This is a genomic window from Pedobacter sp. T50_32 (genome assembly GCF_057652195.1).
In genome coordinates, this window is record NZ_JBYFBY010000001.1 from 916,264 (window position 1) to 933,582 (window position 17,319).

Genomic DNA, 17,319 nt, shown 5'->3' on the forward strand with positions numbered 1-17,319 from the left:
TTAATCTTCAGGAGTGTCTGATTTATCGAAGTTTAAGTGCGTTTGTCTATCCATTACACTTTCATCATAAGGAGATTTACTGCTCACTTTTTCTTGTAAAGTTTGGAAAACGATAAACAGAACTGGGATAATGAAAACCCCGAAAATAGTTCCGATTAACATACCACCAACTGCACCAGTACCAATAGAAGTATTACCTGCAGCACCTACACCGCTCGATAACATCAACGGTAAAAGTCCCAAAATGAAAGCGAATGAAGTCATCAGAATTGGTCTTAACCTCGCAGTTGCTCCTTCTAACGCAGCTTGCAAAATCGTCATTCCTTTTCTTCTTCGCTCTGCGGCAAACTCTACAATTAGAATGGCATTTTTAGCCAATAAACCAATTAGCATGATAAGTGTAATCTGGGTGTAGATGTTGTTATCGATGCCAAAAATCTTATCGAAAATAAATACACCTGCTAAACCTACCGGAAGTGATAAAATTACCGCCAATGGTAACACATAACTTTCGTACTGTGCACAAAGTAGGAAGTAAACAAATATCAAACAGAGCATGAAAATAAATACAGTCTGGCTTCCTGCAGATTGCTCTTCACGAGACAAACCAGAGAATTCGTATCCATATCCCTGTGGTAAAATCTTAGCTGCCTCTTCTTCTACAGCTTTCAAAGCATCACCAGAACTAAAGCCAGGCTTAGGGTTTCCGGTTACGGCAATTGAAGTGTAAAGGTTAAACCTCGAAATGGCTTGCGGTCCGTAAACTCTTTCGGTAGAAATGAAACCAGAAATTGGCGCCATTGTGCCACTTGGCGTACGTACGTAAACAGAGTTTAAACTTTCTAAGTTACCACGATATTGTGGGTCTGCTTGATAAACTACTCGATATTGCTTTCCAAATTTGTTGAAGTTAGATGCGTAAACACCTCCATAGTAACCTTGCATTACGCTCATTACATCGTTCACATTTAAACCTGCTTGTTTAATTTTAGCCACGTTGGCTGTAATTAAGTATTGCGGGAAATTCGGGTTAAACGAAGTTGCTGCGTATTGTATTTCCGGACGTTTACTCAGCGCCGCTAAAAACTCATTACTTATTCTAGAGAAATCGGCAATTGTACCACCAGTTTTATCTTGTAACTGGAACTCAAAACCACCACCTGTACCAAAACCCTGAATTGTTGGAGGCGCAAAGAAGATAATTTTTGCTTCCTTGATATTAGCAGTTTTTGCAAATAGCTCGCCGATGATAGTTTTTACGTCACGTTTACGGTCATCCCATGGTTTTAAACGGGCAATTACCATTCCGTACGAACTACCAGAACCACTAATCATTGCTCTACCAATTACCTTAAGTGTTAATCTTACTTCTGGAACACTTGCAACAATACTGTCAATTTTAGTGATTACCTCGTTAGTTCTCTCTTGCGAAGTACCTGGAGGCAGGGAAATATCTGACATAATTGAACCTAAATCTTCGTTTGGTACGAAACCTTTAGGTGTAGTATTCATGGCCCAAACCAACGCTACAACGAATGCTAATAAACCTAATCCAGCTACCCATTTTTTCTTGGCGAGGAAGTAAACCGAACCTTTGTATTTGCGGGTCATGGTATCGAAAGAAGTATTGAAAGCTGCATAAAAGCGCTTCATAAATCCTTTCTTCTCGCCGTGGTCATCTTTGTGTGGCTTCAATAATAAAGCACATAAAGCCGGACTTAAAGTTAATGCGTTAATTGCGGATAAAATAATGGCGATTGCGAGCGTTAAACCGAATTGCTTATAAAATACACCCGATGAACCGCTGATAAAACTCACTGGAACGAATACCGCAGCCATTACTAGCGTGATGGAAATGATAGCTCCCGTAATTTCTTCCATCGCATCTTGCGTAGCTTTTCTGGCCGATTTATAACCTTTGTCTAGCTTCGCATGGACGGCCTCGACGACTACAATGGCATCATCTACCACAATACCGATGGCGAGTACGAGTGCAAATAACGTCAATAAGTTGATGGTAAAACCGAATAAACTTAGAAAGAAAAATGTACCTACAATTGCAACAGGTACTGAAATAGCCGGAATTAATGTCGATTTAAAATCCTGAAGGAAAATAAATACCACGATAAATACCAAGATAAATGCTTCGACCAAAGTGTGTAATACCTTTTCGATAGAGGCATCTAAGAAGTCGTTTACGTTGGTTAAGATATCATATTTTACACCGCTAGGAAAATCAGCGCTTGCTGCTTTTACAGCCTTCAAAGCGCCATCAATTACTTCTTTTGCATTTGAACCAGCGGTTTGGTTTACCATAAAACCTAAACCAGGTTTCTTATTAAAGCTAATAGAACTGGCGTAACTTTGTGCGCCCATTTCTATACGGGCAACATCTTTCAATTTTAAAACTTGTCCGTTTTGGGCTGTTCTAATAATAATATCCTCAAATTGGGTTTCGTCTTTTAACCTACCAGTATATTTTAACGTGTATTGAAACGACTCTGCGGCTTGCTCTCCCAATTGTCCTGGAGCAGCCTCAATGTTTTGGTCGGCTAATGCCGCACTAACATCACTTGGAATTAACCCGTAAGCTGCCATTACATCTGGCTTCAACCAAATACGCATGGTATAAATCGACTGTCCAAAAGCAGCCACATCTCCCACACCAGTTACCCTTTTAATTTGAGGGATGATGTTGATTTCAGCATAGTTTTGTAAGAACTTTTGGTCGTAGGCTGGGTCATCACTATAAAGCGAGAAAATCAATACGTTACTGGCCTGTCTCTTCGCAGTAATTACACCCGCACGAGTTACTTCGGCAGGTAATAAACTGGTGGCACGAGCCACACGATTTTGTACGTTTACCGCAGCTAAATCTGGATTTGTACCCAGTTTAAAGTTAACAGTAATTGTTGCCGAACCATCGTTACCAGCAGAAGAAGTCATGTAGGTCATGTCTTCTACACCATTAATTTGTTCTTCTAGCGGAACCACTACGCTACTCATTACCACATCGGCATTGGCACCTTGGTACGAGGCAGAAACTTGTACCGTTGGCGGCGCAATTTCAGGATATTGTGAAACAGGCAAGGTAATAATTCCCAGTACCCCTAAAATCAAAATGATGATGGAGATTACTGTAGAAAGTACAGGCCTGTCGATAAATTTTTTAAACATGAGAATTTGTTGGAATGTTTGAAAATTGAAATGTTGAAACGTTGCGAACTTTACAACATTTCAACCTTACAACAAAAAATAACTATTTATTCTTAGCCTCGGCAAATACAGAGTCCGCGGGTTTTGCTTGTGGCTTAATCTTATCGCCATCTTTTAAAGAAGCAAATCCTTCTAATACAATTTTATCACCGCTTTTTAGACCCTTGGTTACCACGAAGTAATTTCCTTTGGTTAACTGCATAATTTCAATATTGGTAGTTTTTACACCTGCAGTATCGTTAACTAGATAAACAAATTTTTTCCCTTGGATATCGGTAGTAGATTTTTGAGGAACCAATAAAGCATTTTCTATGTTTTGCGGAATGCGGATAGAGGCACTAGAACCCGAGCGTAACAAACCGTTCGGATTTGGAAACGTAGCTCTTAAACTCGAAGCACCTGTTTGAGTGTTGATTTGTCCGCTAACAGTTTCGATTTTACCTTTTTCTGCGTAAACAGTTCCATCAGCCAAAACCAAAGTTACACTAGGAATTTGTTTGATTTTGTCTGCTAACGTACGTCCTTTGGTATTTCTCGAAATTTCTAACAGCTGCTTTTCATTCAATGAGAAATAAGCATAAACTTTACTGATGCTAGAAACTGTTGTTAATGGCTCTTGGCTAGTACTGCTTACCAATGCACCTACTTTATAAGGTATAGTGCCAATTACGCCATTAGCCGGACTAGTTACAACCGTATAACCTAAGTTTACTTTTGCATTTACCAATGCAGCTTTAGCTTGTGCTAAATTTGCTTTCCTGCTAGTTAAAGTTAGCGCAGCAGCTTCTAAATCGAACTTACTGATGATATCTTTTTCTACCAATGGTTTGGTTTTGTTGTATTGTAATTGCGCCGCACTAACTTCGGCTTCTGCGCTACTAATTGCAGCTTGTGCTGTTCTTACAGCCTGCTCATATTGTGGTGCGTTAATGGCGAATAAAGGTTGTCCCTGTCTTACGGTTGCACCTTCATCTACGTAAATTTTTTCGATAAAGCCATCAATTTTTGGTCTGATGTCTACGTTTTGTTGACCTTCTAAGGTAGCTGGATAGTCGCTTTCTAAGGTAGTGTTAAAAGCATCTATCTGCACAACAGGGTAATTTTGCGGGCCAGCAGGAGGTCCACCTGCTTTTGGATCTTTACCACCCGAACTGCATGACGCCATAAATAGGGCTGCAATACCCGTTAGCGATAAATAAATTGAGGATTGTTTCATTATATGTATGTTGTATTGAAGGTTCTAACTGAAAATTTGTTCTAAGATGATTTGCTTTCTTTCCGCAATAAGTTCACTGTATTTTTCTTTCGGAATATCCAGTAGTTTTTGATACAAAGGCATCATAATTACGGGGAAAGATATCAATGAGGTTAAATTGAAAACAAATTGGATGGGTTCGTATTTTTTAATCGTACCTTTTTCCATTTCGACTTCAATTTCTTTCAAAAAGTGATGTAGGGCAGCGCTTTTCTTTTTTTCTTTTAAGGCGAAGTTTTTACTACAAATTTCGGTAATCAAAAATGATTCGCGATAAGGGTATTTTTGAAGTTCTTTCATGTGAACATCTATGAAAAGTCCCAGCTTTTCTTTAAAAGAGGTATTTCCATAAATAACGTCATCTAACTGAGATTTGAGACTATCTACAGCTTCGCGATATACCGTTTGGAAAAGTAAATCTCTAGAGCGGAAATAATAATTGATGAGCGAACGATTAACGCCAGCTGCATCTGCAATTTCTTGCGTAGTAGCATGCAGATAACCTTTGCTGAAGAATAGCTCTTTCGCTGTTTGTTTAATAAGTTCTTCCTTATTCAAAATTGATTAACTTTTTTGTTTAACAAAATTGTTAAACAGCAAAAGTAGTTTCAAGTTCGATTTTCAAAGTCAGAGAAATCTCATTTAAGTGAATGAAAGAATTTTGTTACAAAAGCCTTGGTGTCTTAGCGGATAAGCTGTAAATTTTATAAAAAAAGGTTTAGTGAGTATTGTATTCCTCTATTATCTTAATCAAATTTTTGATACTAGTCTTATTTTCTTCGATATATCTCTTTGCAATTACTTCGTTGTCATTTAGTAATTCGTGTAAAGCATCTCTTTGCTTATTGCTCCTTCCAAAAATGCCATAAAATGAATTGTTTTTTATTTCGAAAAAATGGATACCGTTTTTCGTAGCGAAATAGGAAACATTAGCAACAGTGCCTGTTTGTACAACATACTCGTAAACGTGTATCTTACCCTTAACTAAGGCGGGAAGTAAGCTGTATTTCTCCTTTTCCAGAGATCGGTTTACTCGGTGAAAAGTTTTATCCTTTTTTGCTTTATAATAACCAAGAATTTGAGCTGCTTTAAACTTTGTTTCTTGTTTATCGCTAGCTGTTTTAAAAATTACCCTAGCATAGTTGTCGGTAATAACACTTCCATAAATGGTATCACGCGAAAGTGTAATGATGTAGTCGTTTTGTGCAAATGCTACTCTGCTGAAAAGTATTAAAATAGCGATTGTGATGATGTTTTTCAAAATCAAATTTTTAAGTGGGAAAAAGTTATTTAAATTTTAATTTCTCCCTCAAAAACTTTTTCTGCAGGGCCGCACAAGAAAACATCGGTAAACTTCTCGCCATCATAACTGAAATTGATTTCGATATTTCCACCTAATACCACAACAGGCGTTACCACCTGACCAATTTGGTTCTGCTTTTTTGCCATTGCCATAGCTACCGCTGTAACACCAGTACCGCAGGCATAAGTTTCATCTTCAACGCCACGCTCAAAAGTGCGCACAAATAAATGATCAGGTTTTTTCTCTACAAAATTTACGTTAATACCTTCTGTTTTGTAGGTTTCGTTGTTACGGATGTTGTAACCTTCGGTATAAACATCCATCGTTTCTAAACCAGCAACTTCTTTTACGTAGTGCGGCGAACCTGTATTTAAAACGAAAGCATCTGCATCTAAATTGATGGTGTCTACATCTATCATTTGCAATTCTACCCAGTTGCCTTCCGCTGAAATTTTGGCATAATGTGGCCCATCAACTGCCAAAAAATTAGTCTCTGTGTCAAAAATTCCTAAATGCTTAGCAAAGGCTACAATACATCTGCCTCCGTTGCCGCACATGCTACCAATCTTACCATCAGCATTGTGGTACACCATCTCAAAATCGTAGTTATCGCTATTTAACAAAAACATCAAACCATCAGCACCAACACCAAACCTGCGATCGCAAAGATGCGCTACAGCCTTTGTATCAATATTTTTAGTGGAATTTTCTCTGCCATCAATCAATACAAAATCATTTCCTGCGCCTTGGTATTTATGAAATTTAATGTTCATGTCTTATATCTGCTTTGCTTGTAACAATTGTGAGCCAAAAAAAGTCAATAGGCTGTTAGGGTGCCTTTTAACATTTTTTAACACGGGTTTAGACGTTAATGTGATACAAATATCGTTCATATGGTATTAAATTTGAATAATTGAAGCGTAAAAAGTATTCAGAAAAATAACACACATTAGAATATAATAGATATGACAATGAAAAAAATAGGATTAATTGTATTGGCAGCGTCGTTTTTAGGTGGTGCAGCAGCAATTGGCGCCTATAAATTATTAGAGCGCCCTAGTGATAGTTTTACATTGGCCGACAGACAGAAGACCATGTTTGCGAGCAACGTTACTGGTGTTTCATCGGCCGGAGCACCTGACTTTGTACAGGCTGCAGCAGCGGTTTCTCCTGCGGTGGTACACATTAAAACTACGTACCAAGGTAAATCGAGCAGAGGCGGTGGCGGAATGGAAGATATGTTCGAACAGTTCTTTGGTTTTGGCGGTGGTGGTCGTGCTCAGCGTCAACCACAGGCAGCTTCTGGTTCGGGTGTAATTTTAACTTCAGATGGTTACATTGTTACCAACAACCACGTAGTAGATAAGGCAGATAAAATTGAAGTGATTTTGTCTAACAGACGCAAAGCTACCGCAAAGGTAATTGGTAAAGATCCAAATACAGATTTGGCCTTAATTAAGGTTGATGTAGACAATTTACCTTTCGTTAAAATGGGTAACTCAGATAACGTACAAGTAGGTGAGTGGGTATTAGCGGTAGGTTTCCCACTAGATTTACAAACTACAGTTACTGCTGGTATTGTAAGTGCTAAGGCTCGTAACATCGGTATCTTAAACCGCGGTAACAGCATGATGACCGAAGAAGAGTACGAAGAATTTAGACGAACTGGTCAAAAACCAACTAGAACTAATAATTCTATTGAATCGTTTATTCAAACAGATGCAGCAATTAACCCAGGTAACAGCGGTGGTGCTTTAGTGAATGCAGCGGGCGAATTAGTGGGTATCAATGCCGCAATTGCATCACAAAGTGGAAGAAACGAAGGTTACGGTTTTGCTATTCCGGTAAACTTGGCGAAGAAAATTTTAGAAGATTTCAAGAAATTCGGATCGGTTAAACGCGGTTACATTGGTGTAAACTTTGTTGCCTTAGATGCTGATGTAGCTGAAGAATTGAAAATTAAGGAAAACACAGGTTTATACGTGAGTGATGTTTCTCCAGAAGGTGCGGCAGCAGCAGCAGGTATTAAACAAGGTGATATCATTAAAAAAGTTGAAGGTGTAGCAATTTACGATTCGCCTGATTTGCAGGAGCGTATTGGTCGTATGAGCCCTGGAGATAAAGTAGCATTAACGGTGTTGAAGGCTGATGGTTCTACTAAAAATATGAACATCACACTTAAGGGCGAGAGTTCGGTAAAATTAGCTGCAAATAGCGAGAGTAAAGCTACAGGTGCTAGCATTGCTAAATTGGGAGCAAGTTTTGCACCAGCAACTGCGGCACAAAAAGCAAAGTATGGCATTAAGAGTGGTGTGGTGGTTACCAATGTAGTTCCAAATCAGATGTTCGATTATTGGGGTGCTAAAAAAGGCTGGATCATTACCAAAATTAATGGTACAGATGTAAATAGCGCAGCTGATATTGAAAAGGCATTGCCAACTTCTAGAGACGGAAGAACAACCATTGCTGGTATCAGCGACGAGGGTTCGTTTACATTTTCGTTTAACGGAAACTAATTACAACACACATATATTTTAAAAGGGTCCCGATTTTATTGGGACCTTTTTTATGGTTTTACTTTACCACAATTATGTTTTTAGAAGCGCAGTTTCAGTGGTGCTCGTTTTCGTTAGTCCCGCTTTTCGCTTCTCCCGATGAAACCTGTGCAACAAGCAAGCATACCTTAAAAACAATAAATACAGATGCTTAAATCGGGATCCGCTACAATCGGGGCTATTTTAGGAAAACCTACGTAAACCAAACCCGATTGAAACGGCGTACTTTTTTGGTGCAGCTACTTTGAAATTCCGCATATTTTGAACAAAAAAGACAAAGTGTAAAGCGGGACTAACGTTAATAGTAACACCAATTGGGCTTTTCTAATAAATAATAAGAAACAAAAAAAGCACCCAAATTTTGGATGCTTTTAATGCTGTATTTTTAGTTTAATTCTTCACTACTTTCTTCACCGCAGTACCGTTGTTGCCGCTCAAAGTCAGCAGGTACACGCCTTTGGCAAAGCTGTCGACGTTAACAGATGTTACCTCATCGTTTAAGTTAAAGCTGGCTAAAATTTTGCCGCTTAAATCACTTAGTGTTGCTTTTTGATAAAGTTTAGCTTGGTTTTGTATCTTAAGCACTGTAGTAACAGGGTTCGGGTAAATTACCACATCTTCGCCGTCAATTTTGAAGTTGGCTACAATTACTCTTTCAAGTTTAACAATGTTATCAAAATCTACTTGTTGCAGTTTGTAATACGCCCTTCCCAATAATGGAGACTTGTCTGTAAAAGTGTAATTCTGTAGCGTGCTGCTGTTGCCAACGCCACTAATGTTAGCCAAACTTGTAAAGTCTGTGCCGTTTGCCGACCTCGATAATCTAAACTCTTTATTGTTTACTTCGCTGCTTGTGCTCCAATTTAAAGCAATTGAATTGCTGTTTATTTGATGTGAGAAATTTACCAATTGGATAGGCAACACTGGATTAACGTAGTTAGCTACTGTTACACCGTTTGTTGCATCGGCAATTGAAGTCGCCTCTCCTGAGCCAGCATTCCAACGGTCGGCAGCTGCCAAATTATAGGTATGGTTACTTACCGAAGAAGTTCCGTCCTTGTTAAGCACGTTGGCAAGAGAAGTTTTATCGGCATTGCTTAAATTAAGTGTAAAAGTGGTGCTATTTGTAATTTCTACGTTTGGCGTAGTTTGCAAAGTGTAGGTAAGGTTATTTTCTCCAGTAAAGGTAAATTTACTTGCATCAATGTCGTTTGTTACTCCATTAATTTTATAAAAGTTAGTTCCTTTAACCACTAAAGCACCAGTTTGACCATCGTAAGTTGCGCTGGTAATAGTTGGTGCGGCAACATCTGTAACTGTTAGGGCAATAGTTGTTTGTTCAGTATTAACAGAACCATCTTCTCCTGCTGCCCAGCCTGTAGCTACAGCCAAATTGTAGGTAGTGTTACCTGTTGAGCTGTTGCCGTTCTTATTAATCAGTGAATTTAATGCGGTTTGGTCGTTAGCACTTAAAGTCACAGAAAAAGCAGTAGGGCTTGAAATATCTACGTTTGTGGCGGTCAAAGTGCTAGTTGTTCCACCTTCTGCGGTAATTGTAAGTTTGTTAGCTACAATGTCGTTATCGGTACCTACTAATGTTAAAAAGTTAGTTCCAGTAACAGCTAGTGATTTATTATTTGCATTGTATGTAGCGCTGGTAATTACTGGTTTTTGTGGAGTAATTGATACAGCGCTAGATTTAGCACTTTCATTAAAATTATTATCTACAGATGAGATAACGAAATAATACAGTGTGCCCGAGGTTAACCCAGTTATCTGTGCAGTGGTAGTGCCTTTAGCAACTGATGCCATTAAGGTAGTTGGGTTATTGGTTGTACCTCCGTAAATCTCGTAACCGTTAAAGTCTGACTCAACGTTTTCGTCCCAGCTTAGGTTTACTTTAGAACCTCCGGTGAAACTAAGGGCTTGTAAGCCAGTTGGCACCGCTGGTGGAGTAACGTCATCAGGCGTTAATTTAAGTAGCCTGCTTCCTGCTGAGCCATTATCGCCATCTATAGCATAAACACTATTATCGTGAGCCGTTATTCCGTAAGCTAGATATGGATAACCTGCAGAAAATGTTGCCGAGTAAAACTCAACAGCTGGACCTACTCCGTTGGTATATTTGTATAACTTGTAGTCGGTTCCCGGAGTCTCAATTGCATAAAGATTGTTAAAATGGTCAATAAATAAAGCAGAGGTATAATTGGTGTTGTTCAAAACTGTTGGAGAGTAAACAATACCGTCAGATGTGGTAAGCTTAACTATGCCACCTTTTTTACTTGTTCCTCCATCTTTATTAAATGCTGTATTGAAATAAATAGTCCCATTTGAAGCCACAGAGATACTTGTAGGGAGTGTAAAGTCTCCGCCAGCATCTATCCCTTGGTGTATAACTGTACTTGTACTGTTTATGTTCTGAGGAGTGTCGTATCTCCTTATATCGTATTTTTCTGTAGTTCCATTATATTCTAATACATAGAGCCTATTCTGGCTATCAAATGATATGCCTGTAAAATATCGGCCTGTTTGCACTACAGTAGCAGCGTAGCTATTGTTTGCGTCTAAATGTGTAATTGTACCTTCAGAGCCGTTAAGGTCTGAAGAAAAGTAAATATCTCCGTTACTGGCAACTGCTAAACCATAAGGTAAGTCGAAAGCATTGCCAACAATGTTTTGGTAAATTACAGTGGCTACTCCCGTACCATTCGTATATTTTACAATTTCGTATTTATCTGCTTCTTGAAAACGAGTAGTATAAATATTACCACTAGCATCCTTCGCCAATGCAGCATTTTGCATTCCAGTTTCTAGATTACTTGCCGTATACTGAGCGAAAACCGTACTGCTCACAAGAACAAACAGTAGTACCAATTTTAATTTTAAGTAGAATTTTTTCATAATTTCTATACTGAGATATATGGATTAAGCCATCCACTTTGCGTATTTTCTATTACTTCTGTGGTATCAAAACCAAATGCAGTTTCTGATGCCAAAATGGTTTGTAGTGTTCTTGGTTTTGCCGTTTGTATTTTTACAATATCAATTGGATGATAAGCATTGATGCCCATTGTTTGATGCCCAATTAAACCCCGCGGCCCTTCAACCCCTTTTTTATTTAATTGATATACAGCTTCTGCCGCATCTCCTTTTATTAATTGTGGTAACATTTGAGCTAATGCCAAACCAGCTTCGTAACCCATCATGGCAAAAACATTAGCGTCTTGTTTGCCAAAATCTTCAAATTGCTTTACAAAGGCTTTATTGCTTTTGCTCTGCATATCTCTATGCCAAGAGCGGGCACTGTACATTTTAATGTTCATGTCTTCTACCTCAAATAAAGCTTCGCTATAGGCCATGTTTTCTACCACTACTAAGGGTATGGTATCGTAAAACTTAGATTGCCGCCACTGCCATAAAAACTGATTGGCCATTTTGCCCGAAAATATGGCATGTACAAAGTTTGGTGTTTCCTTTTCTAGTCCCTCAAAAAACGGAGCTAAATTTAATTGTTGAGTGTTAGCATAAGCTTCAGGTAAAACGAAACTGTTTACCCCAGTAGAACCTGCTGCTGCGGCACCTTCAATAAAAGAGCTACTTAAGTTAAAACCAGCTTCGTATATAGGCATTACCAACTGCCCCGCTGGACCAAACTCTTTTACTGCCCAGTTACCCAAAGCATACTGGCTTTGCCACAAATTCATAGACAGACTATAAACGTTTTCTCCCGTAGTTGCTGCCGATGGAATGTATTCTCCAAAATCTAAGAAAAAGCCTAGCTTGTTAAAGTTTTGTAACATTGGCTTTAGTTCTTCTATCACTTGGATGTTTACCATGCCCATTAGCACATCAACTCCTTCAAAAAAGATAAGTCGTTTAGCTTCTTCTACGCATTTATTCCTTTCGCCATTGCCTACGTAAGAGGGAACGAAATTAAATTGGCTGGCTGCAATCTTGTTTTTAGTCAAGGCACAGGCAATGCCCGCCATGGTATGTTGCCCGTAAAATGGATACATACCAGAGTAGGGTAATAAAAAGCCTATTTTTAACTGACGGTTCACTATAGTTTAGTTTCTTGATGGGAAAATACCTTGAGTGGCAATACAGTAATTCATGGCTAGATAAGGTTGTATAATGTCAATCGGTTGGCCGACTCCAGCCGGATGCGTATTTCCAGATACAGTATTACTACCTGCCATTGATTTAATATTAGCTGTATTAGTTGTACCATTAGGTAATGTTGGTGTAGCGACAGTAGGGGTTGCATAGGTTTTTAAAGTTGTTGCATTTGGACCAGAGCCAATTTTAGGACTTAATGCCAAATAATTATTTTCTGGAGTGGTTGCATCACCTGCTACTATTGCACCTTGCGGAGTTGATATTATGCCCTGTGCAGAATGTATATGCGGAGGCAGGTTACTAGTAAGTATTGACGTTCTTTCCGTGCCGCCAGCTTGTCCTATACTATAATTACTAGTTCCTGGGCTTTGCCCTTGTCCAATTGCAACTCTACCTTGTAAATTTGGTAGTGCAAAAGTTTGTATGCCGTTGCCACCATACATAGTGCCTAGCAGCGAAAATAGCGCACTATTTTGTTGTATTGATAATAATTGCCCAGAACAAGCCATCCAACCTCTAGGGGCAAAGTTAAAGCCAAAAGCGGCTATCATACCTAAGAATGCATCCATAATTATAAATTTTTAGTGTTAAATAATTGATTGTTTGATTTAAATCCCAACTGCATTAAGTTGGTTATGCGTTGCGCATCTTTGGTAGCGCTAATTAAAACTTCTTGTTTTTCTGTATTTCTGTAACTCCAAGCAGTAACATTATTTGGGTTTTCTCCCGCACCAACTATTACATCTACATGAGCTGTGGTTTGTGCTAGTATCAGGTTGTTTATCTTATCGCCTTTTATAAAACCTAAGTCGGCTAAACAGATTACCTTATCGCAATTTTGCTGAGTTTTTAAAAATTTAGCAACCTTATTTAATGCTGTAATAGGGTCTTGATAGCTAATTTCTGAATGGCTTGTTTTTGCCCCAATGCCAGTAATGCCAATTTTAGTGTTACCACTATAGACAATAATATAAGGCGAAATTTGAGACTGCAGCTTTTCGTCTTTAAAAGTATAGTTGCAATTCACAAAGTTACATGAACTAGCACTTAGTATCTTTGATATATGCTGTGTACTGAGCTTGTTTTTGTTCCAGCTAAAATTAACTGCGTGGTAGTTAGCTCTGCTTAAATCGAAGGTTAAATCTGCAAAATGGTTGGTATTGGCTATACTTCCAGAAAATAGATTGATACTACCCATCTCAAAATTTTTGATGGCTTGACGAGATTTTACAATGTGCTCCACATTTGAAGTGGACAATAAATTGAGTGTATTAGCGTTACTTTTGGTGTAAATAACTTTTGTGGCTTTAGCAACGTTGCTGATGCCCGATGCAAATAACACCGAGCTGCCCAGTATAAATTGCGCCTTTAGGAACGACCTTCGTGTGTCCATAAGTAATGAAATTAGTATATGTTATTTGTGTTTATCGCTAATGCGTAATTAAAGCTAGCTACAAAAAGCAATAGCTAAAAACTTTTGGGGGTGGACAAAAAGGGGACAAATGCAATTCGTCTTGTTAAGTGCAAGAAAATCAGCATGTTGATTTTTGTCTTTTAGAGCCGCTAGCTCTGAGATAATTTGGGTGGAGATGTAGTTCCTATAGAGAAAAAAGTTCTGCGTTAATTTCCTCTACAATTTTCAGGAGTGATTTTTTGCTTGTATCTACCCTAAATGTATCGGTATTTGGTTCATCAAATCGCTGATTAACTCCGGTGAGGTTAGCCAAATATGCTGGGTCGTTTGGAGACAACATCGCCCTTCGATATAAACCTTTTGTATCTCTTTTTTTTAGGGTAGCTAAATCACACTTGATGTAAACAAGTTCGGCTCCGCATTCATTTTTCAATATTATTCTAGTTTCATGAAACGGATTAATTGCCGAAATGATAATAAAGTCGTAATCAGCTTTTGCTGCGTTTACAAAATTTGCCATACGTCTGATATTCTCCAGCCTGTCTGCATTAGAAAAACCTAGGTCTGTAGCATATTTACTTCTAAACTCATCTCCATCAACAATAAGTACTCTTAGGTTTTCTTTTGACCATTGCTCGGCTAGTGCATTGGCAATAGTAGTTTTGCCAGCTCCAGATAGTCCTGTAAACTGAATTACTTTAGTCATAGCTAGATTTTATCTGTTGAAACAGCTTTACATAGTTTTCAGATAAACTGCTATTTTTAATGGAATAGCTAATTTCTTCATCACCACTAAAACCAAGCGAAGCATCTTTACTATGTTTTGTAGTTCTTGCTATCGAATTTTCTTGAATTTGACTTTGCGCTAGAACCTTTCCCCAAAAATGGCTAAGCATCTCTTTTACACCAAAACTATAATCGTAGAAATAATTTAACGGGTGTTTCTGCTGTATCACCGCTAAGTTCTTCTTATAAAACTCGTCAATTACCAGTTCGGTATAATGGTTAAAATCTTCGTAATGTTCTGCGGCTATTTCAATGTTTAACAGTAACGGATTGATGTAATTTGGTATGGCATGTATTCCTCTTTTTTTAATATGAGAGGTAATGATCGCATGAGGTTCTCTGGTTAGAAAATAAAAAGGTGTTTCTGGAAACCAGTTACGCAGTTGCTCGTAACAGTGAATATGCCAGCTGTCTAATTTAATAACGTATTGTTGATATCCGTTTGTTCGGTCTTGCCCGTACCACGCCATTGTTTGTTTGAATACCTTTTCAATGTCGTTGTTGGAAATGTGAGCATCCCACTCTTTCATTCTTAGTATTTGATCAAAAATTGGTGCTTCGGGAACAACAATATTGGCATTGTCCGCAGATAATGCTTGTGAAAGCAATGTAGATCCACATCTAGATACGTGAAAAACGAAAGAACTAATTTGGATAGACTTCAACGGGATTTTCAAATCAAATAAAGTATCCAGACCTGTACAAGAAATATACCTGCTCGACTGTTTTTTGCTTTTTAATAAACTAATGGTTTCATCAAAAAATGGTTCGTTGAAATGGTGCTCGCCTGCAAAAATCCACAAACACGTCCATGAACCGTCCTCGAATTTTAGATCGTAAGGTAGCCAGCAACTTAACTCAGATTCCATACGCTGCTTTTAGGTTCTCAATCAGGTGATTGGCAGTTTCAGTTTGGTGGGTTTCTAGTTGTGCAATTACCATCCTAGCTTCTTCTATCGACATTTTTGTCTCTTCAACCTGATAACCGTATCGTTCGAAAAGTTGATCGCTCCATTCATTACGCAGACAATCTATTACTAAATGGATTCTAACAGTATCTCCACCATTTTTTACGCTATGTTCTTTGGAAAAATCCATATACCAACAAGTTCCAGGTACCAACTTATGGTTTTCATTCTCTACAATAAAATCGACTTCATTATTTGTTAAAATGGGGATGTGTAAGCGAAAATTCCCATCTTCATAACTACAGCCCGGATCTTTGTGCGGCTTAATTTCACTTCCTGGATACAGGGCTAAAAACCTGACAGTTTCCTTTTCGCATTTCCAATCGGTTAATATTGATTTGATGTAAGGTAGTTCTTCTAAAAGCGGCGTGTCTTTAAATGGCTGGTTTGTGTAGTTAGAGTAAATATCCGAAGAAGAGCCAGAAGCCGATCTAAGAGAAATGCTTTTCCAATCGCCATTGTAGTCTTTGCTGTTGAAATGACTTGCCCAATTGCTTTTTAATGCAATTTGAAGTTCTTGTTCCAGAATAGAAACATCGTAAACGCTGTCGAATTTAATTGCGGCCAAAATGAGAAAGCTGTTGGGTTAAATAATCAAGTCGATTTGCTAAATTAGGCAAGTCTTTAGACAATTTACATCTTAATTTTTATAAACGCTCAAATTCCTTTGATGAATACTACTTTCGAAGCTTTCCCTTTTTTAGGCTTTTATCGCTCCAAAAGAAATCCTACTGCCCAAAATTTGCAAGAAGATGTTGATTTTCAAACGGCAGAAAAATTTTTCTTAAATACCTTCGAAATAGGTTTATTTGAAGTTTATGAGTTTTTATATCAACATTGTAAAGATGATTTACAATTTGAGAACTGGCTGGTAGATTTAAAAGGTAGAGATTTTTATGAAAGAAAGCGAGACTTGTTTAATGATTGGTACGAAAATAAGCGAGAAGAAATTAATGAACTTTCTGATACTGATGTTTTAAGCAAAGAGGAATTAAGTTTTTGGGAGACAAATGGCTATTTACAGCTAAGCGATTTTATCTCAACAGAAGATTGCGATGATGTGGTTTCGCTAATTTGTGAAACGTTAGGCGTTAATTTAGAACAGCAAGAGACTTGGTACCCACAACACGAGATGTTGCAAGGTTTGATGTTGCAGCTTTATCAAGGGGCGCCAATAGAAAAAATTAGAAACAACGATAAACTTTTTGCTGTGTTTGCACAATTGTACCGTAATACACAATTGGTTGCTAATTGCGAAAAGGTAAGTTACAATCCGCCAGAAACGAGTAGTTTTCATTTTATGGGAAGTCCGCTACATTGGGATATTGACTTCGGAAAAGGTCCACAATATTACATACAGGGTTTAGTGTATTTGAACGATGTGCCTGTAGATAGAGGCACATTTTCTTTAGTCCCTGGTTTTCATAAAAAAATAAACAATGTTTTAGAGGGCAATAACCCCGAAGCGGCTATGGAAAAAGTAAGGGAGACAGAAAAAGTTGAATATTTAGCTGGTAAAAAAGGAGACCTAATTCTTTGGCTACAATCTTTGCCTCATGCTGCAAGTGCTAATCGTTCTGATATGCCAAGGTTTGTGCAGTACGTGAGTTTTATGGAGATTTAACGAAGCTGAAAAAACAAAAAAAGCATCCTGAATTTGGATGCTTTTTGATAGAATTTTAACCTATTTATGCTGTGCCTGC

The 17,319-nt window shown here is 38.1% G+C and carries 14 protein-coding genes; 2 read left to right on the forward strand and 12 right to left on the reverse strand.

Annotated features, from left to right (window positions below; all coding sequences use genetic code 11):
• The 5 genes from AC23ME_RS04015 to dapF all read right to left on the reverse strand — a co-directional run bounded on the left by AC23ME_RS04015 (position 1) and on the right by dapF (position 6,547).
• Complete coding sequence (locus tag AC23ME_RS04015) at positions 1-3,177, reverse strand: efflux RND transporter permease subunit (protein WP_487726453.1); 3,177 nt, start codon at positions 3,175-3,177, stop codon at positions 1-3.
• A gap of 82 nt (positions 3,178-3,259) precedes the next feature.
• Positions 3,260-4,432: an efflux RND transporter periplasmic adaptor subunit gene (locus AC23ME_RS04020; protein WP_487726454.1), complete on the reverse strand. Its 1,173-nt coding sequence runs from the start codon at positions 4,430-4,432 to the stop codon at positions 3,260-3,262.
• Between the two features lie 24 nt (positions 4,433-4,456).
• Positions 4,457-5,029, reverse strand: a complete 573-nt coding sequence (locus tag AC23ME_RS04025) for a TetR/AcrR family transcriptional regulator (RefSeq protein WP_487726455.1) — start codon at positions 5,027-5,029, stop codon at positions 4,457-4,459.
• 160 nt (positions 5,030-5,189) lie between these two features.
• The gene (locus tag AC23ME_RS04030; protein ID WP_487726456.1) at positions 5,190-5,732 is read right to left on the reverse strand and encodes a hypothetical protein; all 543 of its coding nucleotides are present in this window, start codon (positions 5,730-5,732) and stop codon (positions 5,190-5,192) included.
• 29 nt (positions 5,733-5,761) lie between these two features.
• Positions 5,762-6,547, reverse strand: a complete 786-nt coding sequence (dapF, locus tag AC23ME_RS04035; protein ID WP_487726457.1) for a diaminopimelate epimerase — start codon at positions 6,545-6,547, stop codon at positions 5,762-5,764.
• A 198-nt stretch (positions 6,548-6,745) separates the two neighbouring features.
• Between dapF and AC23ME_RS04040 the strand changes: the two genes are divergently transcribed.
• Positions 6,746-8,290: a trypsin-like peptidase domain-containing protein gene (locus AC23ME_RS04040; protein WP_487726458.1), complete on the forward strand. Its 1,545-nt coding sequence runs from the start codon at positions 6,746-6,748 to the stop codon at positions 8,288-8,290.
• 429 nt (positions 8,291-8,719) lie between these two features.
• On the opposite strand, the gene AC23ME_RS04045 is transcribed toward AC23ME_RS04040, so the two are convergent.
• The 7 genes from AC23ME_RS04045 to AC23ME_RS04075 all read right to left on the reverse strand — a co-directional run bounded on the left by AC23ME_RS04045 (position 8,720) and on the right by AC23ME_RS04075 (position 16,184).
• Complete coding sequence (locus AC23ME_RS04045) at positions 8,720-11,230, reverse strand: T9SS type A sorting domain-containing protein (RefSeq protein WP_487726459.1); 2,511 nt, start codon at positions 11,228-11,230, stop codon at positions 8,720-8,722.
• 5 nt (positions 11,231-11,235) lie between these two features.
• Complete coding sequence (locus AC23ME_RS04050) at positions 11,236-12,390, reverse strand: ABC transporter substrate-binding protein (protein WP_487726460.1); 1,155 nt, start codon at positions 12,388-12,390, stop codon at positions 11,236-11,238.
• 6 nt (positions 12,391-12,396) lie between these two features.
• The gene (locus AC23ME_RS04055) at positions 12,397-13,017 is read right to left on the reverse strand and encodes a phage tail protein (RefSeq protein WP_487726461.1); all 621 of its coding nucleotides are present in this window, start codon (positions 13,015-13,017) and stop codon (positions 12,397-12,399) included.
• A gap of 2 nt (positions 13,018-13,019) precedes the next feature.
• Positions 13,020-13,841, reverse strand: coding sequence for a hypothetical protein (locus AC23ME_RS04060; RefSeq protein WP_487726462.1), 822 nt, complete (start codon positions 13,839-13,841; stop codon positions 13,020-13,022).
• Between the two features lie 205 nt (positions 13,842-14,046).
• Complete coding sequence (locus AC23ME_RS04065) at positions 14,047-14,568, reverse strand: adenylyl-sulfate kinase (protein WP_487726463.1); 522 nt, start codon at positions 14,566-14,568, stop codon at positions 14,047-14,049.
• The gene (locus tag AC23ME_RS04070; RefSeq protein ID WP_487726464.1) at positions 14,561-15,517 is read right to left on the reverse strand and encodes a hypothetical protein; all 957 of its coding nucleotides are present in this window, start codon (positions 15,515-15,517) and stop codon (positions 14,561-14,563) included. Before AC23ME_RS04070 ends, AC23ME_RS04065 begins: the two co-directional genes overlap by 8 nt.
• Positions 15,507-16,184: an aspartyl/asparaginyl beta-hydroxylase domain-containing protein gene (locus AC23ME_RS04075; protein ID WP_487726465.1), complete on the reverse strand. Its 678-nt coding sequence runs from the start codon at positions 16,182-16,184 to the stop codon at positions 15,507-15,509. The genes AC23ME_RS04070 and AC23ME_RS04075 overlap by 11 nt, the downstream gene beginning before the upstream one ends.
• Positions 16,185-16,286: 102 nt before the next feature.
• On the opposite strand from AC23ME_RS04075, the gene AC23ME_RS04080 reads away from it, so the two are divergent.
• Positions 16,287-17,240, forward strand: coding sequence for a phytanoyl-CoA dioxygenase family protein (locus AC23ME_RS04080; RefSeq protein WP_487726466.1), 954 nt, complete (start codon positions 16,287-16,289; stop codon positions 17,238-17,240).
• Positions 17,241-17,319: the final 79 nt, after the last annotated feature.